Origin of the sequence: Providencia sp. PROV156 (assembly GCF_028480905.1) — a bacterium.
Classification (GTDB): Bacteria; Pseudomonadota; Gammaproteobacteria; order Enterobacterales; family Enterobacteriaceae; genus Providencia; species Providencia hangzhouensis.
In genome coordinates this window covers 218,480-242,580 of sequence record NZ_JAMPPE010000003.1, presented here as the reverse complement: position 1 = coordinate 242,580, position 24,101 = coordinate 218,480, and the positions used below count along the sequence as shown (strand labels likewise).

Annotated in this window: 23 protein-coding genes; 15 read left to right on the top strand and 8 right to left on the bottom strand. The window is 42.3% G+C overall.

The window, feature by feature from the left end; translation table 11 throughout:
* Positions 1-401: 401 nt before the first annotated feature.
* From brnQ to nadS, 3 genes are all read left to right on the top strand, one after another.
* Positions 402-1,727, top strand: coding sequence for a branched-chain amino acid transport system II carrier protein (gene brnQ / locus PSF31_RS03530; protein ID WP_004914636.1), 1,326 nt, complete (start codon positions 402-404; stop codon positions 1,725-1,727).
* A 163-nt stretch (positions 1,728-1,890) separates the two neighbouring features.
* Positions 1,891-2,214, top strand: coding sequence for a type II toxin-antitoxin system RelE/ParE family toxin (locus tag PSF31_RS03525; protein WP_164561218.1), 324 nt, complete (start codon positions 1,891-1,893; stop codon positions 2,212-2,214).
* Positions 2,215-2,382: 168 nt separating this feature from the next.
* Positions 2,383-2,685 (top strand): NadS family protein, encoded by a 303-nt coding sequence (nadS, locus tag PSF31_RS03520; RefSeq protein ID WP_096864520.1) that lies wholly within the window; start codon positions 2,383-2,385, stop codon positions 2,683-2,685.
* 41 nt (positions 2,686-2,726) lie between these two features.
* Here nadS and ggt read toward each other — a convergent pair whose 3' ends face one another.
* The 3 genes from ggt to PSF31_RS03505 all read right to left on the bottom strand — a co-directional run bounded on the left by ggt (position 2,727) and on the right by PSF31_RS03505 (position 6,164).
* Positions 2,727-4,493 (bottom strand): gamma-glutamyltransferase, encoded by a 1,767-nt coding sequence (ggt, locus tag PSF31_RS03515; RefSeq protein ID WP_004905560.1) that lies wholly within the window; start codon positions 4,491-4,493, stop codon positions 2,727-2,729.
* A gap of 239 nt (positions 4,494-4,732) precedes the next feature.
* Positions 4,733-5,335 (bottom strand): peroxiredoxin C, encoded by a 603-nt coding sequence (locus PSF31_RS03510; RefSeq protein ID WP_004905550.1) that lies wholly within the window; start codon positions 5,333-5,335, stop codon positions 4,733-4,735.
* A 217-nt stretch (positions 5,336-5,552) separates the two neighbouring features.
* Positions 5,553-6,164, bottom strand: a complete 612-nt coding sequence (locus PSF31_RS03505) for an acyl carrier protein phosphodiesterase (protein WP_096864519.1) — start codon at positions 6,162-6,164, stop codon at positions 5,553-5,555.
* A gap of 484 nt (positions 6,165-6,648) precedes the next feature.
* Here PSF31_RS03505 and queA point away from each other — a divergent pair, with 484 nt between their 5' ends.
* The 11 genes from queA to pgpA all read left to right on the top strand — a co-directional run bounded on the left by queA (position 6,649) and on the right by pgpA (position 16,833).
* Positions 6,649-7,719, top strand: a complete 1,071-nt coding sequence (queA, locus tag PSF31_RS03500; RefSeq protein WP_004905546.1) for a tRNA preQ1(34) S-adenosylmethionine ribosyltransferase-isomerase QueA — start codon at positions 6,649-6,651, stop codon at positions 7,717-7,719.
* A gap of 91 nt (positions 7,720-7,810) precedes the next feature.
* Positions 7,811-8,938, top strand: a complete 1,128-nt coding sequence (tgt, locus tag PSF31_RS03495) for a tRNA guanosine(34) transglycosylase Tgt (protein WP_004905543.1) — start codon at positions 7,811-7,813, stop codon at positions 8,936-8,938.
* Positions 8,939-9,032: 94 nt separating this feature from the next.
* Complete coding sequence (yajC, locus tag PSF31_RS03490; protein WP_004905542.1) at positions 9,033-9,365, top strand: preprotein translocase subunit YajC; 333 nt, start codon at positions 9,033-9,035, stop codon at positions 9,363-9,365.
* Positions 9,366-9,391: 26 nt separating this feature from the next.
* Positions 9,392-11,239 carry a protein translocase subunit SecD gene (secD, locus tag PSF31_RS03485; protein ID WP_071585895.1) on the top strand — a complete coding sequence of 616 codons (1,848 nt, stop codon included), beginning with the start codon at positions 9,392-9,394 and terminating at the stop codon, positions 11,237-11,239.
* Between the two features lie 10 nt (positions 11,240-11,249).
* Positions 11,250-12,218: a protein translocase subunit SecF gene (gene secF / locus PSF31_RS03480; RefSeq protein ID WP_004905538.1), complete on the top strand. Its 969-nt coding sequence runs from the start codon at positions 11,250-11,252 to the stop codon at positions 12,216-12,218.
* Between the two features lie 213 nt (positions 12,219-12,431).
* Positions 12,432-12,881, top strand: coding sequence for a transcriptional regulator NrdR (nrdR, locus tag PSF31_RS03475; protein ID WP_004914623.1), 450 nt, complete (start codon positions 12,432-12,434; stop codon positions 12,879-12,881).
* Positions 12,882-12,886: 5 nt separating this feature from the next.
* Positions 12,887-14,002, top strand: a complete 1,116-nt coding sequence (ribD, locus tag PSF31_RS03470; RefSeq protein WP_096864517.1) for a bifunctional diaminohydroxyphosphoribosylaminopyrimidine deaminase/5-amino-6-(5-phosphoribosylamino)uracil reductase RibD — start codon at positions 12,887-12,889, stop codon at positions 14,000-14,002.
* 90 nt (positions 14,003-14,092) lie between these two features.
* Positions 14,093-14,566, top strand: coding sequence for a 6,7-dimethyl-8-ribityllumazine synthase (gene ribH, locus PSF31_RS03465; protein WP_004905531.1), 474 nt, complete (start codon positions 14,093-14,095; stop codon positions 14,564-14,566).
* Between the two features lie 103 nt (positions 14,567-14,669).
* On the top strand, positions 14,670-15,086 hold the full coding sequence (nusB, locus tag PSF31_RS03460) for a transcription antitermination factor NusB (protein ID WP_096864516.1): 417 nt from the start codon (positions 14,670-14,672) through the stop codon (positions 15,084-15,086).
* Positions 15,087-15,329: 243 nt separating this feature from the next.
* Positions 15,330-16,313 (top strand): thiamine-phosphate kinase, encoded by a 984-nt coding sequence (gene thiL, locus PSF31_RS03455; protein ID WP_096864515.1) that lies wholly within the window; start codon positions 15,330-15,332, stop codon positions 16,311-16,313.
* Position 16,314: 1 nt separating this feature from the next.
* The gene (pgpA, locus tag PSF31_RS03450; protein ID WP_096864514.1) at positions 16,315-16,833 is read left to right on the top strand and encodes a phosphatidylglycerophosphatase A; all 519 of its coding nucleotides are present in this window, start codon (positions 16,315-16,317) and stop codon (positions 16,831-16,833) included.
* Between the two features lie 447 nt (positions 16,834-17,280).
* Here pgpA and PSF31_RS03445 read toward each other — a convergent pair whose 3' ends face one another.
* From PSF31_RS03445 to fixA, 5 genes are all read right to left on the bottom strand, one after another.
* A complete protein-coding gene (locus PSF31_RS03445) occupies positions 17,281-18,606 on the bottom strand; it encodes an MFS transporter (protein WP_096864513.1) in 1,326 nt (441 codons plus the stop codon).
* 77 nt (positions 18,607-18,683) lie between these two features.
* A complete protein-coding gene (fixX, locus tag PSF31_RS03440) occupies positions 18,684-18,971 on the bottom strand; it encodes a ferredoxin-like protein FixX (protein ID WP_096864512.1) in 288 nt (95 codons plus the stop codon).
* Positions 18,968-20,254 (bottom strand): FAD-dependent oxidoreductase FixC, encoded by a 1,287-nt coding sequence (gene fixC / locus PSF31_RS03435; RefSeq protein ID WP_096864511.1) that lies wholly within the window; start codon positions 20,252-20,254, stop codon positions 18,968-18,970. Before fixC ends, fixX begins: the two co-directional genes overlap by 4 nt.
* A gap of 54 nt (positions 20,255-20,308) precedes the next feature.
* Entirely contained in the window at positions 20,309-21,250 is a 942-nt protein-coding gene (locus tag PSF31_RS03430; RefSeq protein WP_096864510.1) for an FAD-binding protein, read from the bottom strand.
* 11 nt (positions 21,251-21,261) lie between these two features.
* Positions 21,262-22,032 (bottom strand): putative electron transfer flavoprotein FixA, encoded by a 771-nt coding sequence (gene fixA / locus PSF31_RS03425; protein WP_096864509.1) that lies wholly within the window; start codon positions 22,030-22,032, stop codon positions 21,262-21,264.
* A gap of 530 nt (positions 22,033-22,562) precedes the next feature.
* Between fixA and caiT the strand changes: the two genes are divergently transcribed.
* Positions 22,563-24,080 carry an L-carnitine/gamma-butyrobetaine antiporter gene (caiT, locus tag PSF31_RS03420; protein ID WP_004905502.1) on the top strand — a complete coding sequence of 506 codons (1,518 nt, stop codon included), beginning with the start codon at positions 22,563-22,565 and terminating at the stop codon, positions 24,078-24,080.
* The last annotated feature ends 21 nt before the right edge of the window (positions 24,081-24,101 follow it).

Here is a 24,101-nt window from a genome sequence, read left to right as displayed (position 1 = left end):
TATATTTAATGCTTATAATTGCTGTCACATTAATTATATATTCTGTTAAATAATCAATTCTAATCACTAGAAAAAGATGAGTTGTTCATTTTTCGAACAAAGCATATAACGAGTATTGGGATTTTGCTGAAAGTAATCACTAGTTCTGAAAATTAGTTTAGTTATTTATTCTTGTTTTTAGGTTTGCTATTGCCTTTTTGCCCTATAAAAGTTCTACTTGTTGTCAGTTATTGGCGAATTTTTCTGTTTTTTGACTTTTCATTTCGTGTGATACAGGCAAATATACTTTTTTATATTGTTAACAGTATGTTTATCAGAATTCTATCTCGCTATATATATTTCAAAGGGTTGCTAAGTGTAAACCCATAATTTTCTATTTTGTCACTTAAAAATAACATAATATGGCTCATCGTTTATCATCAAGAGATATCATCGCATTAGGCTTTATGACTTTTGCGTTATTCGTCGGGGCAGGAAACATTATCTTTCCCCCTATGGTTGGTTTGCAGGCAGGGGAACAAGTTTGGACTGCGGCACTAGGGTTTTTGGTTACTGGTGTGGGTTTACCTGTTTTGACGGTTATTGCGCTGGCTAAAGTGGGTGGGGGTATTGAAGCACTCAGTACGCCTGTTGGCAAAACTGCAGGGCTACTATTGGCGGTTGTTGCTTATTTGTCGGTAGGGCCTCTATTCGCAACGCCAAGAACGGCAACTGTATCTTATAAAGTCGGTATCGCACCATTATTCGGTGGTGAGTCCGATATGCTATTACTGATCTACAGCGTGGTTTACTTCGTTCTAGTTATTGGTATTTCATTGTATCCAGGAAAACTGCTCGATAGCGTTGGGCACATTTTAGCGCCTGTAAAAATGCTAGCTTTGGCTATTTTGGGTATTGCGGCTGTCATGTGGCCTGCGGGTGACCCGATTCCGTCAACAATAGAATATCGTGAGATGGCTTTCTCGAACGGCTTTATCAATGGTTATCTGACAATGGATACCCTCGGTGCGATGGTATTTGGTATCGTTATTGTTAATGCGGCGCGTTCAAGGGGTATCGAAAACTCGTCATTATTAACTCGTTATACTATGTGGGCAGGGTTAATTGCAGGGGTATTATTGACGCTGGTCTATTTGTCATTGTTTAAGCTTGGTGAGAATAGTGGTTCGTTAATTCCAAACCCTGCTGATGGCGCTGACATTTTACATACCTATGTCCAATATACTTTTGGTAATTACGGTAGCTTCTTCCTCGCGGTATTAATATTTGTTGCTTGTATGGTAACTGCCGTCGGCTTAACTTGTGCTTGTGCAGAGTTCTTCAGCCGGTATGTACCGATTTCTTACCGTAAACTGGTGTTGATCCTAGGTGTGTTCTCCATGGTGATCTCAAACTTAGGTTTGAGTAAGTTAATCGCCTTCTCATTACCCGTGCTAGTTTCAATTTATCCACCTTGTATTGTCTTAATTTTATTAAGCTTTACTTTGAAGTGGTGGAAAAACCCAACAATAGTGATTGCGCCGACAATGTTAGTCAGCTTTGTGGTCGGTCTAATTGGCGCCGTAAAAGCGTCAGATCATCTGAAAGGTTATATTCCTGAATGGATGACAGCAATGCCACTGTATAAGCAAGATTTAGTCTGGGTATTACCAACTGTTGTTGTGATGGTCGTGGCAATTTTATGCGATAAGTTTGTGTCACCTGCTGCACAGCATAAACAAGTATAGTAATTTCAATTATTGAATCGAAGGGCCGCTAATGTTAGTGGCCTTTTTTTTGTGTAACCAGAGCGGTTACATAACTCGTTTTGAATGGGGCTAATGATATTTTTTTGTTGAAGTTAGTACGGAGTACTAGTAGATTGGATAGGAAATGCGCAAGGAGGTGCAAATGAATTATTTAGAGTTTGTTGAAACTAGAATTTTTAGTCAGCAACGTAAACTAATTATGGAAGATAATGAATTTCAATTATTTCAGGCCTTCTTATTAGAAAACTATGAGTATGGTGACGTAATAAGCCGCTCTGGAGGATGTAGAAAAATACGTTGGAGAGCCTTAAATAAAGGAAAACGTGGTGGTGTTAGGGTTATCTATTATAACAGAACCATGAGCGGTAGGTTGTATTTGCTTACGATTTATACTAAGAACGCAAAGGAATATTTGAATGAACAAGAAAAAGCGATTTTACGAGCAATCATTCAAAAGCTTGCTTAATGGTTAAATATACTCGTAATCTTTCAAGTTGCAGCGGTGTTGATTACGCTCAGATAGCCGAGTCACATAGTTTATCTATGCTTTCCGTCTATCTTCCTTTATCACCTAACTGCCGCTCGAATTATTTAAAATATAGAATTGAATGAGTTATGTAATAAGGATAATGGTATGGGAAAAAAGCTTTTTGACGATTTAGTGAGTAGCTTAGAAGAGATGGTTGCTATCGAGAAAGGTGAATTAGTTCCTGCTAGTGAAAATATTCATCGCTTCGAACTACCAGATGTTAAAGCTATTCGTAAACACTCTGGTATGAAACAACAAGAGTTTGCAGAAGCGATAGGTTCTAGTGTTGATTTGGTCCGTAGCTGGGAACAACAACGTCGGTTTCCATCAGGAATGGCCCTCAAATTGTTGTATCTTTTAGAAAAGAAACCAAGCCTGATTAATGAGTTGAGGGCCATTCATATTTAATCCAACCCCATCAGTGAAGGGGTTGGATCCTTCGACAGCGATTAATCAACCCCAACTGCACTACCTGCTGGACGGCGTACATCGTTAGAGCCATAAATGAAGCCTTCACGAACTTTCCCCGAAACAGCGGAATCATTACCTGAAGATTTGGCACTAACACCAGCGCCTTCAGGGATCGCGACCATAATCAGCTCGGCGGCACCCCATGGTGTTTGTTCAACCATCTGGTAACCCATTTTATCGAGGAGCGCTAAGGTGTCTTTAGAAACGCCTCTTTGCTCATAATAAACCTCATCAGGGAGCCACTGGTGGTGAATACGCGGTGCATTAACGGCTTCTTGTGGCGGCATACCATGGTCGATGATATTTAAAGCGGTTTGCAGCGTAATTGAAATAATCCGTGAGCCTCCCGGTGAACCGAGAACTAAAAATACCTTGCCATTTTTCGTCACGATAGTCGGGCTCATGGATGATAATGGGCGTTTACCCGGTGCAATAGCGTTGCGTTCCCCTTGTACTAAGCCATATAAATTCTTCTCGCCGACTTTCGTGGTGAAATCATCCATTTCATCGTTTAAGAAGAACCCTGTCCCCGGAGGGATAACAACAGAACCGAATCGGCCATTAATCGTATAAGTCGTTGAAACCGCATTTCCTTTTTCATCTACTACAGAGTAATGTGTTGTCTCTGGTTTTTCGTGTGGCCCTATTCCCGGTTGAACTTGGGTTGATGGCGTTGCTTGGTTGGGTTTGATTTCTTTGCGTAACTCTTCTGCATAAGCTTTACTGAGTAATTTTTCGGTTGGATTATCGACAAATTCAGGGTCACCAAGGAAGGTGTTTCTATCCATGTAGGCATGGCGCATTGCTTCTGTAAGAGTATGAATATAGTCCGCAGAGTTAAAGCCCATTTCCTTGAGGTCATACCCTTCTAAGATATTAAGCGTTTGGCAGATAGTTACCCCGCCTGAACTAGGTGGTGGAGCAGAGATAAATTGATACCCTCTATAGGTACAACTGACAGGCGCTGTATCTGTAATTGTAAAATCCGCAAAATCTTTTGCTGTTAAGATACCACCATTTTTTTTCGATGCTTCTTCAACAATTTTGGGGATTTCACCTTCATAAAAAGCGGATGGGCCATTCTGGGCAATTTTTTCTAAGGTATTGGCTAAATCTGTTTGGACTAGTAAGTCTCCCGGTTGGAAGGCACTACCATCAGGCTTTAAGAAGATACGAGCCACTTCAGGGTCTTGTTTAAAACGTTCTGTCGTGGTGTCGAGAACATCGGTATCTGCACGGGTTAGAGTAAAGCCTTCTCTGGCTAATTTTATGGCAGGAGCCATCACCTGTTGGCGGCTCATTGTCCCGTATTTTTCTAAAGCATAGTCTAGGCCTTTAACGGTACCGGGTACACCTGACGCAAGATAGCCATAGAGGCTGGCATCTTTAATCAATTTACCGTCTTTATCTAAATACATATCTGCGCTAGCGGCAGCAGGGGCAGTTTCTCGAAAGTTAATGAATAAGTCTTTCCCATCGGCTAGGTGGATAGTCATAAAGCCGCCACCGCCAATATTACCGCAGCAAGGGTTAACCACGGCTTGTGCATACCCTACCGCAACAGCTGCATCAATGGCATTACCGCCTGATTTTAGAATATCAGCCCCAATTTGTGATGCTAAATGTTGGGAAGAAACGACCATGCCTTTTTTCGCTTCAACCGCAGGTTCGGAGGCGGCATATAGTTGACTGGAAACAAGTAAGGAAAGAAGTAGAACCGCAGGGCGTAATGATGTTTTTATCATTCGTATCTCCCAGTTAAGGTTAGGTGAGGTGTTTTATCGCACAAATATTCAATATGAATAATTTGTTAATTATTTGTGCTTTTAATGTATAGCACACAATAATACAAAACATTGAGTATTTGAGTTAAGAATTGTTAACTGAGTGGAATAATTGCTAGTAGGAAGAGAAAAGATAGACTAGGTTCATAAAAAGTAAAAAGCGGGCTTGATGCCCGCTTTTCTAAAACTCGCGTAACGAATTACAGTTTTGCAGAGTTTTTAGTCAGGTAGTCAGCAACGCCTTTTGGAGAAGCATTCATACCTTCTTGGCCTTTTTCCCACTGAGCTGGGCAAACATCACCGTGCTCTTCGTGGAATTGCAATGCGTCAACCATACGCAGCATTTCGTCAATGTTACGGCCTAATGGCAGGTCATTAACAACTTGGTGACGGACAACGCCGTTTTTGTCAACGAGGAAAGAACCACGCAGTGCAACGCCTGCATCTGGGTGTTCAATACCGTAAGCTTTGATGATTTCGCGTTTGATATCAGCAACCATTGGGTATTTAACTTCACCAATACCGCCGTTATCTACTGGTGTTTTACGCCATGCGTTATGAACAAACTCAGAGTCAAAAGAAACACCAACAACTTCTACGCCACGTTTTTTGAATTCTTCGTAGCGGTGGTCGAATGCGATCAGCTCTGAAGGACAAACGAAAGTAAAGTCCATTGGCCAGAAAAAGATCACAGCTGGACGGCCGTTCAGGTGGGTTTTCAGGTTGAAGTTATCAACGATTTCACCATTACCTAAAACAGCTGCAGCAGTAAAGTCAGGGGCTTGACGTGTTACCAGAACCATAATTTACTCCTATGAGTTTGAATTAAAGTTTTTTGTCCTGTCTATTTAATCACTGATAAATAGTGTGGACATAGACTGCCAAAAGAATAGAAAAATATCTTTTGATAATAAAGACATTTAAACCGATTATTGTGATAGGTTTTGACTATCAATCATACTAGTTTATTAAATTAATATCAATAAGATAGTTTTATTCCATTAAAGTGCAAGCTTTAATTTATTCCTTTGTGTTAATTGTGACATTTTGTACAAAAAAATGTTGCAGCGCATTAGCCATCATTTCTGGATAAAATTGAAAGAAAATATTTTCTAACGCATCATACTGTAATAAAAAGTCGTTAAATGAACCACTTAGCGCTCCAAGCTTGGGGCGCCTTCTCGCCATACCATTCAGTGATTTACCAATATAATTTTTATCCGCATAGCGTATCAGCCACTGCTGAGGCCAAAGGAATTCATTTAACTCCTGAAATTTTTCAGGAGTATGACAAAGTTGTGGCTCAATTATTGTTCGGCAGTCACGTACAAAGCCCGCTAGCGATATTGATGGCTCAATAGTCGACCAGTGCAGCGACAAAAAATGATCCCAGACTAAATCCAAGGTTATGGGCGCAACACGGCGATATTCATCACGAAACAACAACTTAGCTTCTTTGACTAAAGGGTGGGTATCCGTAATGCGGTCGACGGCTCGATGCATAAAGATACCAGAGACAACTTCTGATGAATAAAGGCCCGTAGGGTTTCCGCGGACGTAGTCAGCCATGATGTTGCCGAGTAAGGAGCTGTCAGCGAGGTGGGCCAGGTGGAGGTGCGCTAAATAATTCACTTTAAAATGTCCGTCGTCTTTCAAACCACAGGGGTGTTAGCTTCGTAAAGCCACCCGAATCACATACTCATGTATGCTCATCGGGATATCTTTACTTGCTGCCTACCTGTGATTCGAAATCCATAGGACATGCAGCGCAGCTTAGCTAGCTTTTTGATTGCTCAAACTATAGCAGTAATTATGTTGAATTCGAAACTCACAGGACATTACTTGGCAGAGGAATAAAGCATTCCTCTAATTCGAAATTCATGGGGTATCAGTACTGAGAGAAAAAAATAAAAAAGTCGAAATAAATTTGTCATGAAAGTTTATTGAAATTGAAATAATTCATTCTTTGAATGGACAAATAGCGTACAGAATTTTTTGCTAACAAAATATTTGTTAAATAATGGTGTTTTTCTGTACTATTTTACGCTTATTTCTTGCGCCAAAGTCAGCGCGGCACTAGACTAGTCGCCTGTTTTTTTAGATTGATGTCAATACAATGCGTGTTTCTGATTTTACTTTTGAATTACCTGAAGAACTGATTGCCCACTATCCGCAGGCTGAACGTAGTGCTTGCCGTTTATTAAGCCTCGATGGCGGTTCAGGGCAGCTCACGCATGGTGTTTTTACCGATATTCTAGAAAAATTGGAGCACGGTGACTTGCTAGTGTTCAATAACACTCGCGTGATCCCTGCACGGTTATTTGGGCGCAAAGTTAGCGGTGGTAAAATTGAAGTTCTGATTGAGCGTATGCTGGATGAACACCGCGTATTAGCCCATGTTAGGGCATCAAAAGCGCCAAAAGAAGGGGCTGAATTACTGTTAGGTGAAGATGAAAGCGTGAAGGCGACCATGGTCGCGCGTCATGGTGCATTGTTTGAACTGCGCTTTGATGATGAACGTGATGTATTAAGCATTCTAAACCAAATTGGTCATATGCCTCTGCCGCCTTATATTGATCGCCCTGATGAAGAGTCAGATAAAGAACTTTATCAAACCGTGTATAGTGAAAAACCAGGGGCTGTCGCAGCACCAACGGCAGGTTTACACTTTGATGAGCCGTTACTTGAAGCATTGCGCCAAAAAGGCGTAGAAATGGCGTTTGTGACATTACATGTGGGAGCCGGTACCTTTCAACCAGTACGTGTTGATACTATCGAAGATCACATTATGCATTCTGAATATGCAGAAGTGCCACAAGAGGTCGTGGATGCCGTTTTAGCCTGTAAAGCTCGAGGTAATCGCGTTATCGCTGTTGGAACAACGTCGGTTCGGTCACTAGAAAGTGCCGCAAAAGCAAGCCAAGACGCTTTAATTGCTCCATTTTTTGATGATACCCAAATCTTTATTTACCCTGGGTATGAATATCAGGTGATAGATGCACTAATCACCAACTTCCACTTACCTGAATCTACATTAATTATGTTGGTTTCTGCGTTTGCTGGATATAAAAACACCATGAATGCATACGAAGAAGCCGTTAAACAAAAATACCGTTTCTTTAGTTATGGTGATGCTATGTTTATTACCCCCAATACAAACGCTCGATTTGAGAAAATTGGAGAGTAATCAGTTTTATAAGCGGTGGCATCGGCTGCTTGCTTAGCAAATTAATATTATCGATAGCAACAGACTGTTTTTCTGCTGCTAGGAGGCAAATGTGAAATATGAATTACAAACGACTGACGGCAATGCACGCCGTGGTCGCTTAGTCTTTGAGCGCGGCGTGGTGGAAACCCCTGCATTTATGCCAGTAGGAACCTACGGTACAGTCAAGGGGATGACCCCTGAAGAAGTGAAAGAAACTGGCGCTCAAATCTTATTAGGGAATACTTTCCACCTGTGGTTACGTCCGGGTCAAGAAATCATGAAGTTACATGGTGACCTCCATGACTTTATGCAATGGCAAGGGCCAATTTTAACCGATTCAGGTGGCTTTCAGGTCTTTAGTCTTGGTGCGATGCGCAAAATTAAAGAAGAAGGTGTGCATTTTCGCAACCCTATCAACGGTGAAAAAGTTTTCCTAAGCCCTGAAAAATCGATGGAAATTCAGTATGACCTCGGCTCAGATATTGTCATGATTTTTGACGAGTGCACGCCGTATCCAGCAGATTGGGACTATGCAAAGACATCAATGGAAATGTCGTTGCGTTGGGCTGCACGTAGCCGCCAACGCTTTGACGAACTAAACAATAAAAATGCTTTGTTCGGTATTATTCAAGGTAGTGTTTACGAAGATTTACGTGATATTTCAGTTAAGGGACTGGTGGAAATCGGCTTTGATGGGTACGCTGTAGGCGGCTTAGCCGTAGGCGAACCGAAAGAAGATATGCACCGAATTTTAGAACATGTCTGCCCGCAAATTCCAGCTGACAAACCTCGTTATTTAATGGGAGTTGGCAAACCTGAAGATTTAGTTGAAGGGGTTCGCCGTGGTATCGATATGTTCGATTGTGTGATGCCAACACGAAATGCACGAAATGGGCATTTATTTGTGACAAATGGCGTGGTAAAAATTCGTAATGCTAAGTATAAATCAGACACATCAACACTGGATGCTGATTGTGACTGTTATACTTGTCGTCATTATAGCCGTGCTTATCTGCATCACCTTGATAGATGTAATGAAATCCTTGGTGCAAGGCTCAATACCATCCATAATTTACGTTATTACCAGCGTTTGATGGCCGGTATTCGCCAAGCCATAGAAAATGGGAATTTTGAAGAGTTTGCTAAAGATTTTTACCAAAAGATTGGTAAACCCGAACCTTCATTAAATATCGAGTGAATTTAAGTGCGAAATGCCACTAATCTGTGTAGCATATCAAACTTAGCTTTTTTGTATGTAAAATTGCTTTCAATAAAACAATGAGGAAAGTTGAATGAGTTTTTTTATTTCTGAAGCAGCGGCGTCAGCAGGTGCACCAGCGCAAGGTAGTCCATACACCATGGTTATCATGCTTGTTGTTTTCGCGCTGATCTTCTATTTCATGATTTTGCGTCCACAGCAAAAACGTGCGAAAGAACACCGTAAATTGATGGAATCTATCACTAAAGGTGATGAAGTTTTAACAACTGGCGGTTTAATCGGGCGTGTAACTAAAGTGTCTGAAACCGGTTATGTGGTTCTTGAGTTGAGTGAGAACACAGAAGTAACCATCAAACGTGATTTCGTTGCTGCTGTTTTACCTAAAGGCACAATGAAAGCAATTTAATTCTGATTCTCCCGAAGGGAACTGCCGTGCTAAACCGTTATCCTTTGTGGAAGTATCTGATGTTGATCTTTGCGATCCTCATCGGTTTGCTTTATGCACTTCCAAACCTATATGGTGAGGATCCGGCTGTTCAGATCACTGGCGTGCGGGGAACCGCCGCCAATGAACAAACGCTGATCCAAGTCCAAAAATCGTTAAAAGACGATAAAATTGAGAGTAAATCTATCTCTCTAGAAAATGGGGCAATTTTAGCCCGATTCAACAACTCTGATGTTCAGTTACGTGCGCGTGAAGTGATCATGAATGCACTGGGTGACCAGTATGTTGTTGCATTAAACCTTGCACCTGCAACGCCTAAGTGGCTCGAAGCGATCGGTGGTGAACCGATGAAGCTTGGTCTTGATCTGCGTGGTGGGGTTCACTTCCTGATGGAAGTTGATATGGACACTGCATTAGGTAAATTGCAGGAACAAAACATGGATGGTTTGCGTAATGACCTGCGTCAAGAAGGCATTGCGTACTCTTCTATTCGTAAAGGCAATGATTACAGCGTGGAAGTTCGCTTCCGTAACGCGGACGATCGTAGCCAAGCTGAAAAAGCATTGTCTCGTAAATACCCAGACTTAGTCTTTAGTGATGGCAGCGATAACACCATGATTGCTGTTATGACCGACGAGCGTTTACGTGAAGCACGTAACTATGCAGTTTCTCAGAACATTACTATTATTCGCAACCGTGTAAACCAATTAGGTGTTGCGGAGCCACTCGTTCAACGCCAAGGTGCTGACCGAATTGTGGTTGAATTACCCGGTATCCAAGATACTGCTCGCGCAAAAGAAATTTTAGGTGCGACTGCGACATTAGAATTCCGTTTGGTGAATACTTCAGTCGATTCTTCCGCAGCAGAAAGTGGCCGTGTACCAGGTGATTCAGAAGTTAAATATGACCGTGAAGGCATGCCTTACGTTTTATATAAGCGTGTGATCTTAACGGGTGACCATATTACGGATTCAACCTCTGAAGCGGATGAAAATGGCCAACCACAAGTGAGTATCAGTCTTGATAGTGCTGGTGGTTCTATCATGTCTGACTTTACACGTGATAACCAAGACAAGCTGATGGCAACGCTGTTTGTTGAATACAAAGACAGTGGTAAAAAAGATGCAACTGGCCGTTCAATTTTGGTGAAAGATGAAAAGGTCATCAATGCGGCACGTATTTCTGCGCGTTTTGGTAGCAAATTCCGTATTACGGGTATTACTAACGGTACTGAAGCTCGCCAGCTTTCATTACTGTTACGTGCTGGTGCGTTGATTGCGCCAATCCAAATTGTTGAAGAACGTACCATTGGTCCAACACTGGGTATGCAAAATATCGAGCAAGGGCTAAAAGCGTGTATCGCAGGTCTGTTAGCTTCTATCCTGTTTATGATTATTTATTATCGTAAATTTGGTCTGATTGCGAGTAGTGCGCTGTTAGCAAACTTGGTGTTAATTGTTGGTGTTATGTCCTTATTACCGGGGGCAACGCTGACCATGCCAGGTATTGCGGGTATTGTATTAACCCTTGCAGTTGCAGTCGATGCTAACGTTCTTATTAACGAACGGATTAAAGAAGAGCTCAAGAACGGTCGATCTGTTCAGCAAGCGATTCATGAAGGGTATAAAGGCGCCTTCTCAAGTATTACAGACGCAAACTTAACGACACTTATCACTGCGATTATTCTATATGCAGTGGGTACTGGGTCTATTAAAGGCTTTGCGATTACGACAGCGATTGGTGTCGCAACCTCTATGTTTACAGCTATCGTCGGTACACGTGCTATCGTGAACCTGCTTTACGGCGGTAAACGTATTAACAAGCTGTCAATTTAAGGAGCACGTTGTGGCACAGGATTATACTGTTGAACAATTGAACTATGGTCGTAAAGTTTATGACTTTATGCGCTGGGACAACGTTGCCTTTAGCATTTCTATCGTATTACTGATTGCTTCTTTTGTGATTATCGGCGTCAAGGGTTTTAACTGGGGCTTAGATTTCACAGGTGGTACGGTAATTGAAATCAACTTAAGTCAGCCAGCTGATTTGGATAAAATTCGTGATAGCTTGTCTAACTCGAACCATAAAGATCCACTAATCCAAAACTTTGGTAGCAGCCGCGACATCATGATCCGTATCCCGCCTATTGAAGGCACCGCGGGTCAAGAAGTCGGCAAAGAAATTATCACGATTATCAACCAAAGTGTGGATGATAAAGCAACCGTAAAACGCATTGAATTCGTGGGGCCAAGTGTTGGGGCTGAATTGGCGCAAACAGGGGCTTTGGCTCTGTTAACTGCGTTGATTTGTATCCTAATCTATGTTGGGTTCCGTTTTGAATGGCGCTTGGCTGCGGGTGCCGTGCTATCTCTTGCGCATGACGTGGTGATCACTTTAGGGATTCTGTCTTTGTTCCATATTGAGATAGATATGACTATCGTGGCGTCATTGATGTCGGTTATCGGTTACTCGCTGAACGACAGTATCGTTGTATCAGACCGTATCCGTGAAAACTTCCGTAAAATTCGTCGTGGGACACCGTACGAAATCATGAACGTCTCTTTGACGCAAACATTGAGCCGTACCATTATGACATCAGCAACCACATTATTAGTGGTTCTGATGCTATACCTGTTCGGTGGCGCAATGTTGGAAGGCTTCTCATTGGTTATGTTAATCGGTGTAACTATCGGTACTATCTCATCTATTTACGTGGCTTCTGCATTAGCACTGAAGATGGGTATGAAGCGTGAACACTTGATGCAAGCGAAAGTCGAAAAAGAAGGCGCAGACCAAGAGTCATTACTGCCTTAGTTCTTAAAATAGTTCGTGTGTGAGTAAGCAGCAAGTGAACGACATCCCTAGGAACCATAGTAAACTATGTGACTAGGGTATCGGAGTGCAGCTAATACTCTCACAACGCGAAATATGAAGAGCAACGAGAACACCCTAGGAGGCATCTTCTAGGGTGTTTTTTCTCGCATAGTAGGGTAAACTATCTCCCCCTAAATAGATTCAGGAAACGCTATGCACTGCCCATTCTGCTCAGCTGTAGATACGAAAGTTATTGACTCGCGTCTGGTCGGTGAAGGGTCCCAAGTCCGTAGACGCCGCCAATGCTTACTGTGCCATGAACGCTTCACAACCTTTGAAGTGGCTGAACTTGTCATGCCTAGAGTCATTAAAAGCGACGATATTCGTGAGCCTTTTGATGAAGAAAAGCTTAATCGTGGTATGCAAAAGGCATTAGAAAAACGGCCTGTAAGTTCTGATGATATTGAACAAGCTATTATTTCTATTAAATCCCAGCTTAGGGCTACCGGGGAACGTGAAGTCCCGTCGAAATTAATTGGCAGTTTGGTTATGGATGAGCTGAAAAAGCTCGATAAAGTTGCCTATATCCGTTTTGCTTCTGTTTACCGCAGCTTTGAAGATGTGCGTGAATTTGGCGAAGAAATCGCTAAATTACAGGATTAACGCCAATGATTGAACAAGACAACATGTATATGGCTCGTGCTTTTGAGTTGGCACGAAAAGGGCGTTTTACCACATCACCTAATCCAAATGTCGGGTGTGTGATTGTGCGTGATGGTACTATTGTCGGTGAAGGGTATCATCAAAAAGCGGGGGAACCCCACGCAGAAGTCCATGCACTAAGGATGGCAGGAGATAAAGCGCAAGGGGCAACGGCTTATGTCACCCTTGAGCCTTGCAGTCATCACGGTCGTACCCCACCTTGTGCAGAGGCGCTGATCAAAGCGGGTGTAAGCCGCGTTGTTGCTGCCATGCAAGACCCAAACCCTCAAGTTGCGGGCCGTGGCCTGTATATGTTGTCGCAAGCAGGGATTGAAACGCGCAGTAATGTTTTATTAAACGATGCTGAAGCGGCAAACCGCGGCTTTTTAAAACGTATGCGTACCGGGTTTCCTTATATCCAGTTGAAACTTGCCGCTTCACTCGATGGCAAAACCGCCCTTGAATCAGGGGAAAGTAAATGGATTACCAGCTCGGCAGCTCGCGAAGATGTACAAGCTCTTCGAGCCGAGGCTAGCGCTATCTTAAGTACGAGCAGCACGGTTGTTGCTGATGACCCTTCTTTAACGGTACGTTGGAACGAGCTCCCATCAGACATCCAACAAGTTTATCCAGAAAACCAAGTGCGCCAGCCCATTCGTATTGTGTTGGATAACCACAATCGTGTGACTTCTGGTCATAAAGTCACTCAATTAGATGGTGAATGCTGGTTAGTGCGTTCAAACCCAGATGAAAATGCAGTATGGCAAGGGCAAGTTGAGCAACTCGCTGTTCCTGCTGATGAAAACGGCACCGATCTCGTTATTTTGATGATGCAATTGGCTAAACGTAATGTGAATAGCATTTGGGTTGAGGCAGGGGCAAAACTTGCAGGCTCATTGCTTAAGTTAGGTTTAGTGGATGAGCTGATTGTCTATATTGCGCCTAAATTATTAGGAAATAGCGCTCGAGGCCTGGTGGACTTCCCACCGCTTAATGCCCTTATTGATGCGCCAAAATTTGAATTTACAGAAGTGAAGCAAGTCGGGCCAGACCTACGCGTCAGGCTTCGTCCCGTATGGTAAGTGGTTTTTTTGAAAATCATACGTACGATACACGAAAGAATGTGATAAAATCCGCGCCCCGCGGGTTATAATTAATATTAGAGGAAGGCTATGAACGTAATTAAAGGTGTTGTTGCTGCTCCACAAGCGCGTGTTGCTATCGCTATCGCTCGTTTTAACAACTTTATTAATGATAGTCTGCTGGAAGGTGCTGTTGATGCGTTAGAGCGCATTGGTCAGGTTTCAAATGACAACATCACAATTGTGTGGGTTCCAGGCGCTTATGAGCTACCGTTGACCACAAAAGCATTAGTTGAAACTAATAAATATGATGCAGTAATTGCATTAGGTACCGTTATTCGTGGTGGTACAGCTCACTTTGAATATGTTGCAGGTGAATGTAGCTCCGGCCTATCTCATGTCGCGATGAACAGTGAAGTGCCAGTGACTTTTGGTGTGTTAACCACTGAAAATATCGAACAAGCCATTGAACGTGCGGGTACAAAAGCTGGTAATAAAGGTGCTGAAGCTGCACTGACAGCACTTGAAATGATTAATGTAATTAAGGCCATCAAAGGCAAATAATACACAATTAGCTCTATGTTGCCGTTTTTTCGCCACAATGGTGTAGATAACGCAATGTAACAAGTGTTTTTTGTGTACAGTTTTTAAATTTAAGGGGAATCTTGTGAAACCTGCTGCTCGTCGCCGCGCTCGTGAGTGTGCTGTACAGGCCATTTATTCATGGCAATTATCTGGCAATCCAATTGCTGAAGTGGAATATGAGTTTATTGCTGAACAGGACATGTCAGACGTTGACGTAAACTATTTTCGTGAACTGTTATCAGGTGTTGCGACCAACGCGACAAAACTTGATCAACTGATGGCGCCTTATTTATCTCGTCAGCTCGAAGAGTTAGGGCAGGTAGAAAAAGCGATTTTACGTGTCTCTATGTTTGAATTAAGTTTCCGTGAAGACGTACCTTATAAAGTCGCAATCAACGAAGGTATTGAATTAGCGAAAGTTTTTGGCGCAGAAGATAGCCATAAATTCGTTAACGGTGTATTAGACAAAGCGGCACCTGTGGTTCGTCGTAAAAAATAATAATATCAGGGTTCCCTCCTGTAGCACTACGGTAATAAATAGGTAGGCTGGGTTCCAGTCTACCTTTGTGTTTATATGCTCGCGATATTTCAATGACAGGTGAGCGAAGAATAATTGTAGCCAATTAGATACGCCGTTTAGGTTAGCAATTGTGCGCTATTTACCTATTATTGAATTATTAGGATGTAAATTATTTGCTTCGTCTCAAACGAAAATAGATATAGCGAAAACGGAAAATCTACCATGTCATATGGCGAATTTGACCTCATCGCGCGTTATTTTAACCGTCAAACCACTAACCGACGTGATGTTAATATCGGTATTGGCGATGATTGTGCGTTGATGACCATTCCAGAAAAACAGCAGCTTGCAGTAAGTACTGACACTCTCGTTTCTGGTATTCATTTCTTACCTACCATTTCACCGGCTGACCTTGCTTATAAATCATTAGCATCTAATTTAAGTGACCTTGCAGCGATGGGCGCAGACCCTGCATGGGTTTCCTTAGCTATTACATTGCCTTGTGTTGATTGCGATTGGTTGCAATCTTTCAGTGATAGCTTGTTTGAACAGCTTAATTATTATGGAATGCAATTGATTGGTGGTGATACAACTCGTGGGCCAATGAGTTTAACGTATACGGTTCATGGTTTAGTACCAAATGGTAAGGCGATGTCTCGCGCAGGAGCGCGTAATGGCGATTGGATTTATGTCACTGGCACTCTCGGTGATAGCGCGGCAGGCTTAGCTATTTTGCAAGACAAACTGAATGTTGAAAATGTAGAATATCAAGAATGGCTAATTACGCGCCATTTACGTCCGCAGCCACGGATTTTACAAGGCCAAGCGTTGAGAAACCTAGCTTCTTCTGCAATTGATATTTCGGATGGTTTAGTTTCCGATCTTAACCATATCTTGAAAGCGAGTGGTTGTGGCGCTCGGATTAATTTAGATGCATTGCCTCAATCAGAAGCGTTGAAACAAAGTTGTAGTATTGAGCAAGGGCGTTTATGGTCTTTGAGTGGTGGTGAAGATTACGAACTTTGCTTTACCGTTCCTGAAATTAATCGTGGGGCGTTAGAGATGGCATTAGCGCATACGGGATCAGGCTTTACGTGTATCGGGCAAATTAAGCCGCAGTCTGAAGGGATTAGCTACTTTTGCAATAACCAAGAAGTTGATGTAAACCTAAAAGGTTTCGATCATTTTGTTTCGGAAGGTGCATAGAATGGCAAGTCGCCAAGAAAAAGCAGAAGCAAAAAAACGGCTGAATATGCGTAACCCTTGGCACTTATTGGCCACAGGATTTGGGAGTGGTCTTTCGCCTATTGTGCCTGGCACAATGGGCTCTCTTGCTGCGATACCTTTCTGGTTATTAATGGCAAACATGCCAATTTGGAGTGTGTGGGTACTCATTATCGTGGGTTTTTGGATTGGTTGCCTAATTTGCCAGCGCACTTCCGACGATATGAAAATTCATGACCATGGCAGTATTGTTTGGGATGAATTTATTGGGATGTGGATTACGCTAATGGCGATCCCAGTTGTGGATTATGAGTGGGTTATCACCGCCTTCTTTATTTTCCGCATTTACGACATGTGGAAGCCATGGCCAATACGGTTTTTTGACCGAAAAGTTAGCGGCGGTTTTGGTATTATGATTGATGATATTATTGCCGCCATTTTTTCGTATTTCACTATCTGGTTGTTGGTTTGGTATAATCTCATGCCATTCTCCACCAACTAAATACGCGTCATATTTCAAATTGTAGGGGTGTTGGCTTCGCTCATTCGCCCTAGTCACATACTTTTGTATGCTCCTAGGGTCTTATTCACTTGCCGCCTACCTACAATCCGAACTATTTAGCGTATAAATACGCGTCATATTTTGCGCTGTGGCGTTGTTGGCTGCGTTCGGTTACCCGAATCACATACTTGTGTATGCTCATCGGGATAACCTCGATTGCCGCCTAGCCTCAACCCAAACTATTTAGCGTATTGGTATTTATCGTATTTCAAACTAAATACGCGTCATATTTCAAATTGTAGGGGTGTTGGCTTCGCTTATTCGCCCTAGTCACATACTTGTGTATGCTCCTAGGGTCTTATTCGCTTGCCGCCTAGCCACAACCCAAACTATTAAGCGTATAAATACGTGTATATTTGATGTGATTGCTTATCGTAGTAACTTCTTTTACTTCTTGTTGCGCCGAATACCCATCACTGAGGTTTGTGCTAAGGTTAACCCTTTTGTTTCTGGTGCAAATAGAATCGAAACAATTAGCCCGAGCAAAGAAACACCTGCCCCCATTAACACCACCGAACTGACCCCATATTTAGTGATAAACAGCGGTAAAGCCCACGTTGAAAAAATGGTTCCAATACGGCTGATGGACATTATTACCCCAACGGCAGAGGCTCGAATATCTGTTGGGAACAGTTCATTCGGGTAGAGCCATTGTAAAATACCCGGCCCGCCGGAGAAGAAAGCGTAAATGCCAAACATAATAATCACAAGGCAAATACCGAGGTTTGAGAATAACCCAAGTATGGCAAGAGCAAGGGTCATAATCGCAAAGCTACCAATCAATAGTGGTCGCCGGCCCATTTTATTTAGCCAATACATCGCAGGTAAGCAGCCTAACATAAAGAATAAGCTGATAACCACGTTACCTAGTGCGGCATTTTTCCCTTGATCCCATCCGAGCTGACCAACAATTTGTGGGCCAAAGGTGTAAATTGCAAACATCGGGATCACTTGGCAGGTCCAAATAATGGCAGTGAATAGAACAAAAGAAAAATGGCGCTTAGTAAATAATTGGATAAAATGCGTTTTTTGTTGTTCTTCGGCTTCAAATACCACGGGCTGACCAAACAGCTTTTCCATCATTTTTTCGCATTCTTTAATGCGCCCTTTGCGGATCAGCCAAAGAGGTGATTCAGGTAAATCAAAACGACCAATCAAAATGATAATACAAGGAATCACTGCACTACCAAGCATCCAGCGCCAGCCATCTTCTACGTCATACAACATATAACCGACGAGATTGGCACAGGTTGCACCCACATACCACATTGCCGCAATAAACCCGACAGCAAATGCGCGCTGTTTAGTATTGGAAAATTCAGTGATCATTGACGTTGCAATTGGGTAGTCTGCACCTATTACTATCCCGATTAAGAACCGCATGATAAGCAGCTCCATCGGTGTTGAGACAAACATGGTCGCCACTGAAATAGCACCAATGGCAACAATATCAATTAAAAACATTTTACGACGACCGACTTGGTCGCAAATATAGCCGAATAGAGAGGTACCGATGAATAGACCCGCTAATGTTGCAGCGCCTAATAAGCCAATCCATTCACTACTTAAGCTTAATACGGGTGTGAGTTGTTCTAAGGCAACGCCGATCAGGACTAATACATAACCATCCAGAAAAGGCCCTCCACTGCCCCAAAGCATAATCCGCCGATGAACGGAGGAAAATTGGATATCATCAAAACTTTTTGGTTTCATTATGCATCCCAGTGTCAGCGTAAATAAGCGCTTGAAAACTCTCGAAGTTATTAGCTCCGAGAGTTATGCTAAATAAATCAGCCGTAACGAAATTCAATACCGAAAGTGCCGCGTGGGTATTCCCATTTTTCTAATGCACTATCTAAGCCAAGAATGCGGCAGGTTCCACATTCAAGACAACCGGCATAATCGAAACGTACTGAGCCGTCCTCTTGTTTTTTATATAATCCCGCTGGGCAAGCTTTAGTTAATGTTTCGAGTACATTCATATCTGGATGCTCTTTTATCACAATATGCGGGTTTTCTTCATCGACATTAAATTTATTAATGCCGAGTTTGACATCAACGTTGACTGGATTACTCATATTGCTCTGACTCCTTTAATTCCATCTTTGAGCAAATTCATAAAGCCCACTTTCTTCGCGTGTTGTAACATGGTCTTACGTAAAGGCACAGGCGCTTCATCTGAAATAGTGAAGAGTTTTTTGGCAATACCAACCGCCATTTCTGGGTAAGCAGAAAACATACGAGGGTTATCCAAAAACTCAGGCATTTTTTGGTACATTTTCATGTCCCGTAGTGGGCCTTCATTGAGTAGTGTGAGGTATTGATTTAAATTTTGTTTGCTGAAATCGTCGGTTTTCATTGCGCTAAGTACGGCTTTTGCTGCCGCTTCACCGGAGGCAACAGCTAAGTCCATACCACGAATAGTAAAACCTAAATTCATACACATACCTGCCGCATCACCAGCAATTAATACGCCATCACGTACTAATTCTGACTGCATTTTTAAACCGGCTTCAGGAACAACGTGCGCGGCATATTCGACCATTTTTCCGCCTTCAATCAACGGTGCAACGGCGGGGTGCTGTTTAAAGTCTTCAAGCATTTGTGGAATAGATTTCTTAGCGTCTTTGATGTGGTGTAAGCCGCAGACTAAACCTAAAGAAATAGTATCTTCATTGGTATAAAGGAAGCCTCCGCCCATCAAGCCATCGGTCGGTGAGCCTGCAAATAGCCAAGCAACGCCCTCGTTCTCATTTAAATTAAAGCGGTTGCACAACACATCTTTTGGTAGTTCAATTAATTCTTTAACCCCTACGGCAACATGTTCTGCATTGACGCGTTTTGTCATACCAAGTTGTTCTGCCAGTAGTGAATTGACACCATCTGCTAAAATGACCACTTTAGCTTCAAGTACATCACCATCAGCTTCCACACCGACGACCTTGCCATCGCGTTCAACTAACTTATCAACTCGAATCCCTGTAATACACTGTGCGCCTGCATTTTCGGCTTGTTCAACCAACCATGGGTCCAGTTTTCCCCTAAGTACAGACCAAGAGGTTTCATCTGGGCTTTGTGCTGCACCATTTTGGAAATCAACAGTGACAGCACCGGTTTCGGTCATAAATGACAATTTTTCGCGTGTGATCATGCGCTCAATAGGCGCTTCTTGGGTAAAGCCAGGAATAATTCGTTCTAAGCTATGGGCATACATTCGCCCACCTGTTACGTTTTTACCGCCCGCGTAGTTTCCTCTTTCGATTAGGAGAACTTGCGCACCTTCACGGGCAAGCACCAATGCAGCCACAGAGCCGGCTAGGCCTGCACCTACAATGATTGCATCAAAAATATCATCGGACATAGTTTCTCCAAAGGTCACTAAAACAGTGAGGAAAATGCCTCACTGTTATTGAGTTTATTTCGCCAGTTGTTGCGTTAAAGCAGGTAAGATTTTGAACAGATCGCCTACTATCCCGTAGTCAGCAAATTGGAAAATAGGGGCATTTTTATCTTTGTTGATAGCGACGATAGTTTGTGCGCCATTCGCACCGACCATATGTTGAATCTGCCCTGAAATGCCGACAGCAAGGTAAAGCTCTGGTTTGAGCATTAAGTTGGAAATACCAACGTAGCGCTCATGTTCCATCCATTTTTCATTTTCTGCGACTGGGCGGGAACAAGCGATTTCAGCACCTATTGTGTCGGCAAGCGTTTTGGCAATAGCAATGTTTTCTTGGCTACCAATACCTCGCCCGACACTGACAACTAAGCGTGCTTTATCTAATTCAACTGAGCTACCTGCTTTTTTCTGAATCGAGGTACGTACAATAGATTGTTTTGGTTCGACCCATTGTGTAGCTTGAGCCGTGCCGCTACGTGATGTATCACTTGGGGCTGCTTCAAATGTACCAGAGGTAAGTGTTGCAATTGAAAATGCGCTATCTAGAGTCTCTTGACCGAAGGCAAGGCCACCGTAAACCATATGCTTAATAGCAGGTTTTCCAGACTCGATTGTAACTGCTGTTGCATCGTTAGAGACGACTGCTTGTAGTCTAGCCCCTAAACGTGCTGCGAGTAATTTACCTCTACGGGTATTCGGTAACAGTAATAAGCCTTTATCACCATGCTGTTTGATGGTTGAAACGATAGTGTCTGCATAATCTTCAATAATACGGTCGTCGGGCTTACCTGCTAATTGAAAAACTTGGGTCGCACCAAGTTGGAAAGCTTGTGAGCTTTGCGCTTCATCTAGGGCGAAAACATTGACTTGCTCACCCAGGGTGAGAGCACCGCTGATAAGTTCAGGTAAGCGGGAAGTCATGTCACTAAATACCCAAACGGTTGATAATTTGCTCATAACTCCTCCGATTAAATGATTTTTCTTAAATGTTCTGCAAATTGCGCAATTTGGTCATCTCCATCACCTTCAATAATGATCCGCTGGCGAACTTTTTGTTTCGGTGCGGCGATAGATTGAGACGATAATGCGGCAACGTTATCTAAGCCAATATCTGCCATCGTCCAAGCTTGGACGGGTTTTTTAGCAGCACCTAAAATGGCTTTCATGGATGGAATAACGGGAACGTTAATGTCGGAGGTAACAGCGATAATGGCTGGTAATGGAAGGGATAACGTTTCAATTTCGTCTTCCAGTTCACGCTCTACAATCACTGTATCGGCTGTGATAGAAACAATTTTCTTCACACCATTGATGGCAGGAACTTGCAGGGTTTCACCCAATAAAATACTCACTTGTTGTGCATTGAGATCTGCGGAACCATCACCGCAAATAATCAAATCAAAGCCCACTTTTTGTGCCGCGGCACCAAGGGTAATCGCAGTTTGATGGGGCAGAGCATGCTCAAGTTGGTCATCAATAACAACAACCAGCTCATCTGGGCCACGTGATAGCACATCTTTACGTGCTTTCATATTAGTTAGTGCTTTACCACCAATGCTTAATGCAATCACTTTGCTGTCTGCTTGCTGCGCTTTTATTTGGTTGGCAGTTTCAATTGCATTTAAATCATATTGACTGATTTTGGTATCGGCACGTGAAAAATCTAAAGAACCATCTGAGCTATTTACAATAATATCTTGTTCATCAGGAACAGATTTATAGCATGTAATAATATTCATTACATCTCCTAAAATAATATTAATAAATATGATCCGTTTCGGTTTCGGATTATATAATTATCATGAACTGGATATTTAAAAATAAAACCTAAGTCACCAATATTGAAAACGTTAAATTAAAGAGGGTTTAAATGCTCATACTGATACACTACTCACCAATATTATAAAAATCACCTAGTTATCAATGAAATGTTCAATATTGCTACCTGAATCACCAATACTGAAGGTATTTAATAACATTAACGTTACACAATATTTTATCTCTATGTATTTATTGATATTTAAAGTTATTTTAAATGGAAAAAACAATAACAATTATTTATCACGAATAATATTGTGACCTTAATAACAGAATTGTTAATGGGGACTAGACATGATTTGGATAGGATTTGAATTAATACTTAATTAGGTTTGTTGGGATTTAATAATAAATATAAGTTTTAAATAAATGTAAGTATGAGGTTATTTAGGTATTGAGAATAATATCTATTTTAAAACTTATGTATTAAATAATAAATTGGGATCGAACTATGAGCAAAGAAAATAAAAAAGGTGGAATAGAACCTAAGGTTTTTTTTCCGCCGTTGATCATTGTTGGACTATTGTGTTGGTTAACTGTCCGTGACCTTGATGCTTCAAATGAAGTTATCAACCAAGTTTTCAGCTATGTCACCAATGTGTGGGGCTGGGCATTTGAGTGGTATATGGTCGTCATGTTTGGTGGCTGGTTTTGGTTGATTTTAGGACCATACGCTAAAAAACGTCTAGGGGAAGAGAAGCCTGAATTTAGCCGAGCAAGCTGGATTTTTATGATGTTCGCATCTTGTACTTCAGCCGCCGTGCTGTTTTGGGGGTCGATTGAAATCTATTATTACGTTTCTGCACCGCCTTTTGGCTTTGAACCTTACTCAAATGAGGCTAAAAATATTGGGCTCGCATACAGCCTGTTCCACTGGGGACCTCTCCCATGGGCGACCTATAGCTTCTTATCTGTCGCATTCGGTTATTTCTTCTTTGTTCGCAAAATGGATGTTATTCGTCCAAGTAGTACGCTAGTTCCTCTGGTAGGGGAAAAACGAGTAAACGGGTGGTTTGGTACGCTTGTTGATAACTTCTATCTCGTAGCTTTGATATTAGCAATGGGAACTAGCCTAGGGTTAGCAACACCGTTAGTCACTGAATGTATTCAATATTTATTTGGTATTCCTCATACCTTACAACTTGATGCCATCATTATCTTCTGTTGGATCATCCTAAATGCAATTTGTGTGGCTTTCGGCCTGCAAAAAGGGGTGAAAATTGCGAGTGACGTCCGTAGCTACCTGAGTTTCTTAATGTTGGGATGGGTATTCATTGTTGGTGGCGCTAGCTTCATTGTGAACTATTTCACCGATTCTATCGGTGTCCTAATGATGTATATGCCTCGCATGCTGTTTTATACCGATGCGGTAGGTAAAAGTGGCTTCCCACAAGGCTGGACAGTGTTTTACTGGGCATGGTGGGTTATCTATGCCATTCAAATGTGTATCTTCCTCGCACGTATTTCTAAAGGCCGTACCGTCCGTGAGTTGTGTATCGGGATGGTGGCAGGCTTGACGGCGGGAACAACGTTAATTTGGACTATTTTAGGGAGTAATACACTCCAACTTGTTGACCAAAATATTATTAATGTTCCCAAACTAATTGAAGAGTTCGGCGTTGCGCGCGCCATCATTGAAACATGGGCTGCCTTACCTTTGAGCACTGTAACAATTTGGGGCTTCTTCATCCTCTGCTTTATCGCCACTGTGACACTAATTAATGCCTGTTCCTACACCCTCGCTATGTCGACTTGTCGCGCAGTGAAAGATGGTGATGAGCCGCCATTGTTAGTGCGCATCGGTTGGTCTGTCTTAGTCGGTGTTATCGGCATTGTTTTGCTGGCGCTAGGCGGATTAAAACCTATTCAAACAGCGATAATTGCCGGAGGATGCCCACTTTTTTTCGTCAACATCATGGTAACGCTCTCCTTTATTAAAGATGCCAAAGTGCATTGGAAAAATGACTAATTTACTCAGAAACAACATTTA

What these genes read in the sequence shown, in the direction of transcription:
- ggt (WP_004905560.1), bottom strand. Translation starts at nt 4,493, where the DNA reads ATGATAAAAACATCATTACGCCCTGCGGTTCTACTTCTTTCCTTACTT.
- PSF31_RS03510 (WP_004905550.1), bottom strand. Translation starts at nt 5,335, where the DNA reads ATGGTTCTGGTAACACGTCAAGCCCCTGACTTTACTGCTGCAGCTGTT.
- brnQ (WP_004914636.1), top strand. Translation starts at nt 402, where the DNA reads ATGGCTCATCGTTTATCATCAAGAGATATCATCGCATTAGGCTTTATG.
- caiT (WP_004905502.1), top strand. Translation starts at nt 22,563, where the DNA reads ATGAGCAAAGAAAATAAAAAAGGTGGAATAGAACCTAAGGTTTTTTTT.
- yajC (WP_004905542.1), top strand. Translation starts at nt 9,033, where the DNA reads ATGAGTTTTTTTATTTCTGAAGCAGCGGCGTCAGCAGGTGCACCAGCG.
- PSF31_RS03430 (WP_096864510.1), bottom strand. Translation starts at nt 21,250, where the DNA reads ATGAGCAAATTATCAACCGTTTGGGTATTTAGTGACATGACTTCCCGC.
- PSF31_RS03445 (WP_096864513.1), bottom strand. Translation starts at nt 18,606, where the DNA reads ATGAAACCAAAAAGTTTTGATGATATCCAATTTTCCTCCGTTCATCGG.
- ribH (WP_004905531.1), top strand. Translation starts at nt 14,093, where the DNA reads ATGAACGTAATTAAAGGTGTTGTTGCTGCTCCACAAGCGCGTGTTGCT.
- fixA (WP_096864509.1), bottom strand. Translation starts at nt 22,032, where the DNA reads ATGAATATTATTACATGCTATAAATCTGTTCCTGATGAACAAGATATT.
- ribD (WP_096864517.1), top strand. Translation starts at nt 12,887, where the DNA reads ATGATTGAACAAGACAACATGTATATGGCTCGTGCTTTTGAGTTGGCA.
- queA (WP_004905546.1), top strand. Translation starts at nt 6,649, where the DNA reads ATGCGTGTTTCTGATTTTACTTTTGAATTACCTGAAGAACTGATTGCC.
- PSF31_RS03525 (WP_164561218.1), top strand. Translation starts at nt 1,891, where the DNA reads ATGAATTATTTAGAGTTTGTTGAAACTAGAATTTTTAGTCAGCAACGT.
- pgpA (WP_096864514.1), top strand. Translation starts at nt 16,315, where the DNA reads ATGGCAAGTCGCCAAGAAAAAGCAGAAGCAAAAAAACGGCTGAATATG.
- fixX (WP_096864512.1), bottom strand. Translation starts at nt 18,971, where the DNA reads ATGAGTAATCCAGTCAACGTTGATGTCAAACTCGGCATTAATAAATTT.
- nrdR (WP_004914623.1), top strand. Translation starts at nt 12,432, where the DNA reads ATGCACTGCCCATTCTGCTCAGCTGTAGATACGAAAGTTATTGACTCG.
- thiL (WP_096864515.1), top strand. Translation starts at nt 15,330, where the DNA reads ATGTCATATGGCGAATTTGACCTCATCGCGCGTTATTTTAACCGTCAA.
- nadS (WP_096864520.1), top strand. Translation starts at nt 2,383, where the DNA reads ATGGGAAAAAAGCTTTTTGACGATTTAGTGAGTAGCTTAGAAGAGATG.
- fixC (WP_096864511.1), bottom strand. Translation starts at nt 20,254, where the DNA reads ATGTCCGATGATATTTTTGATGCAATCATTGTAGGTGCAGGCCTAGCC.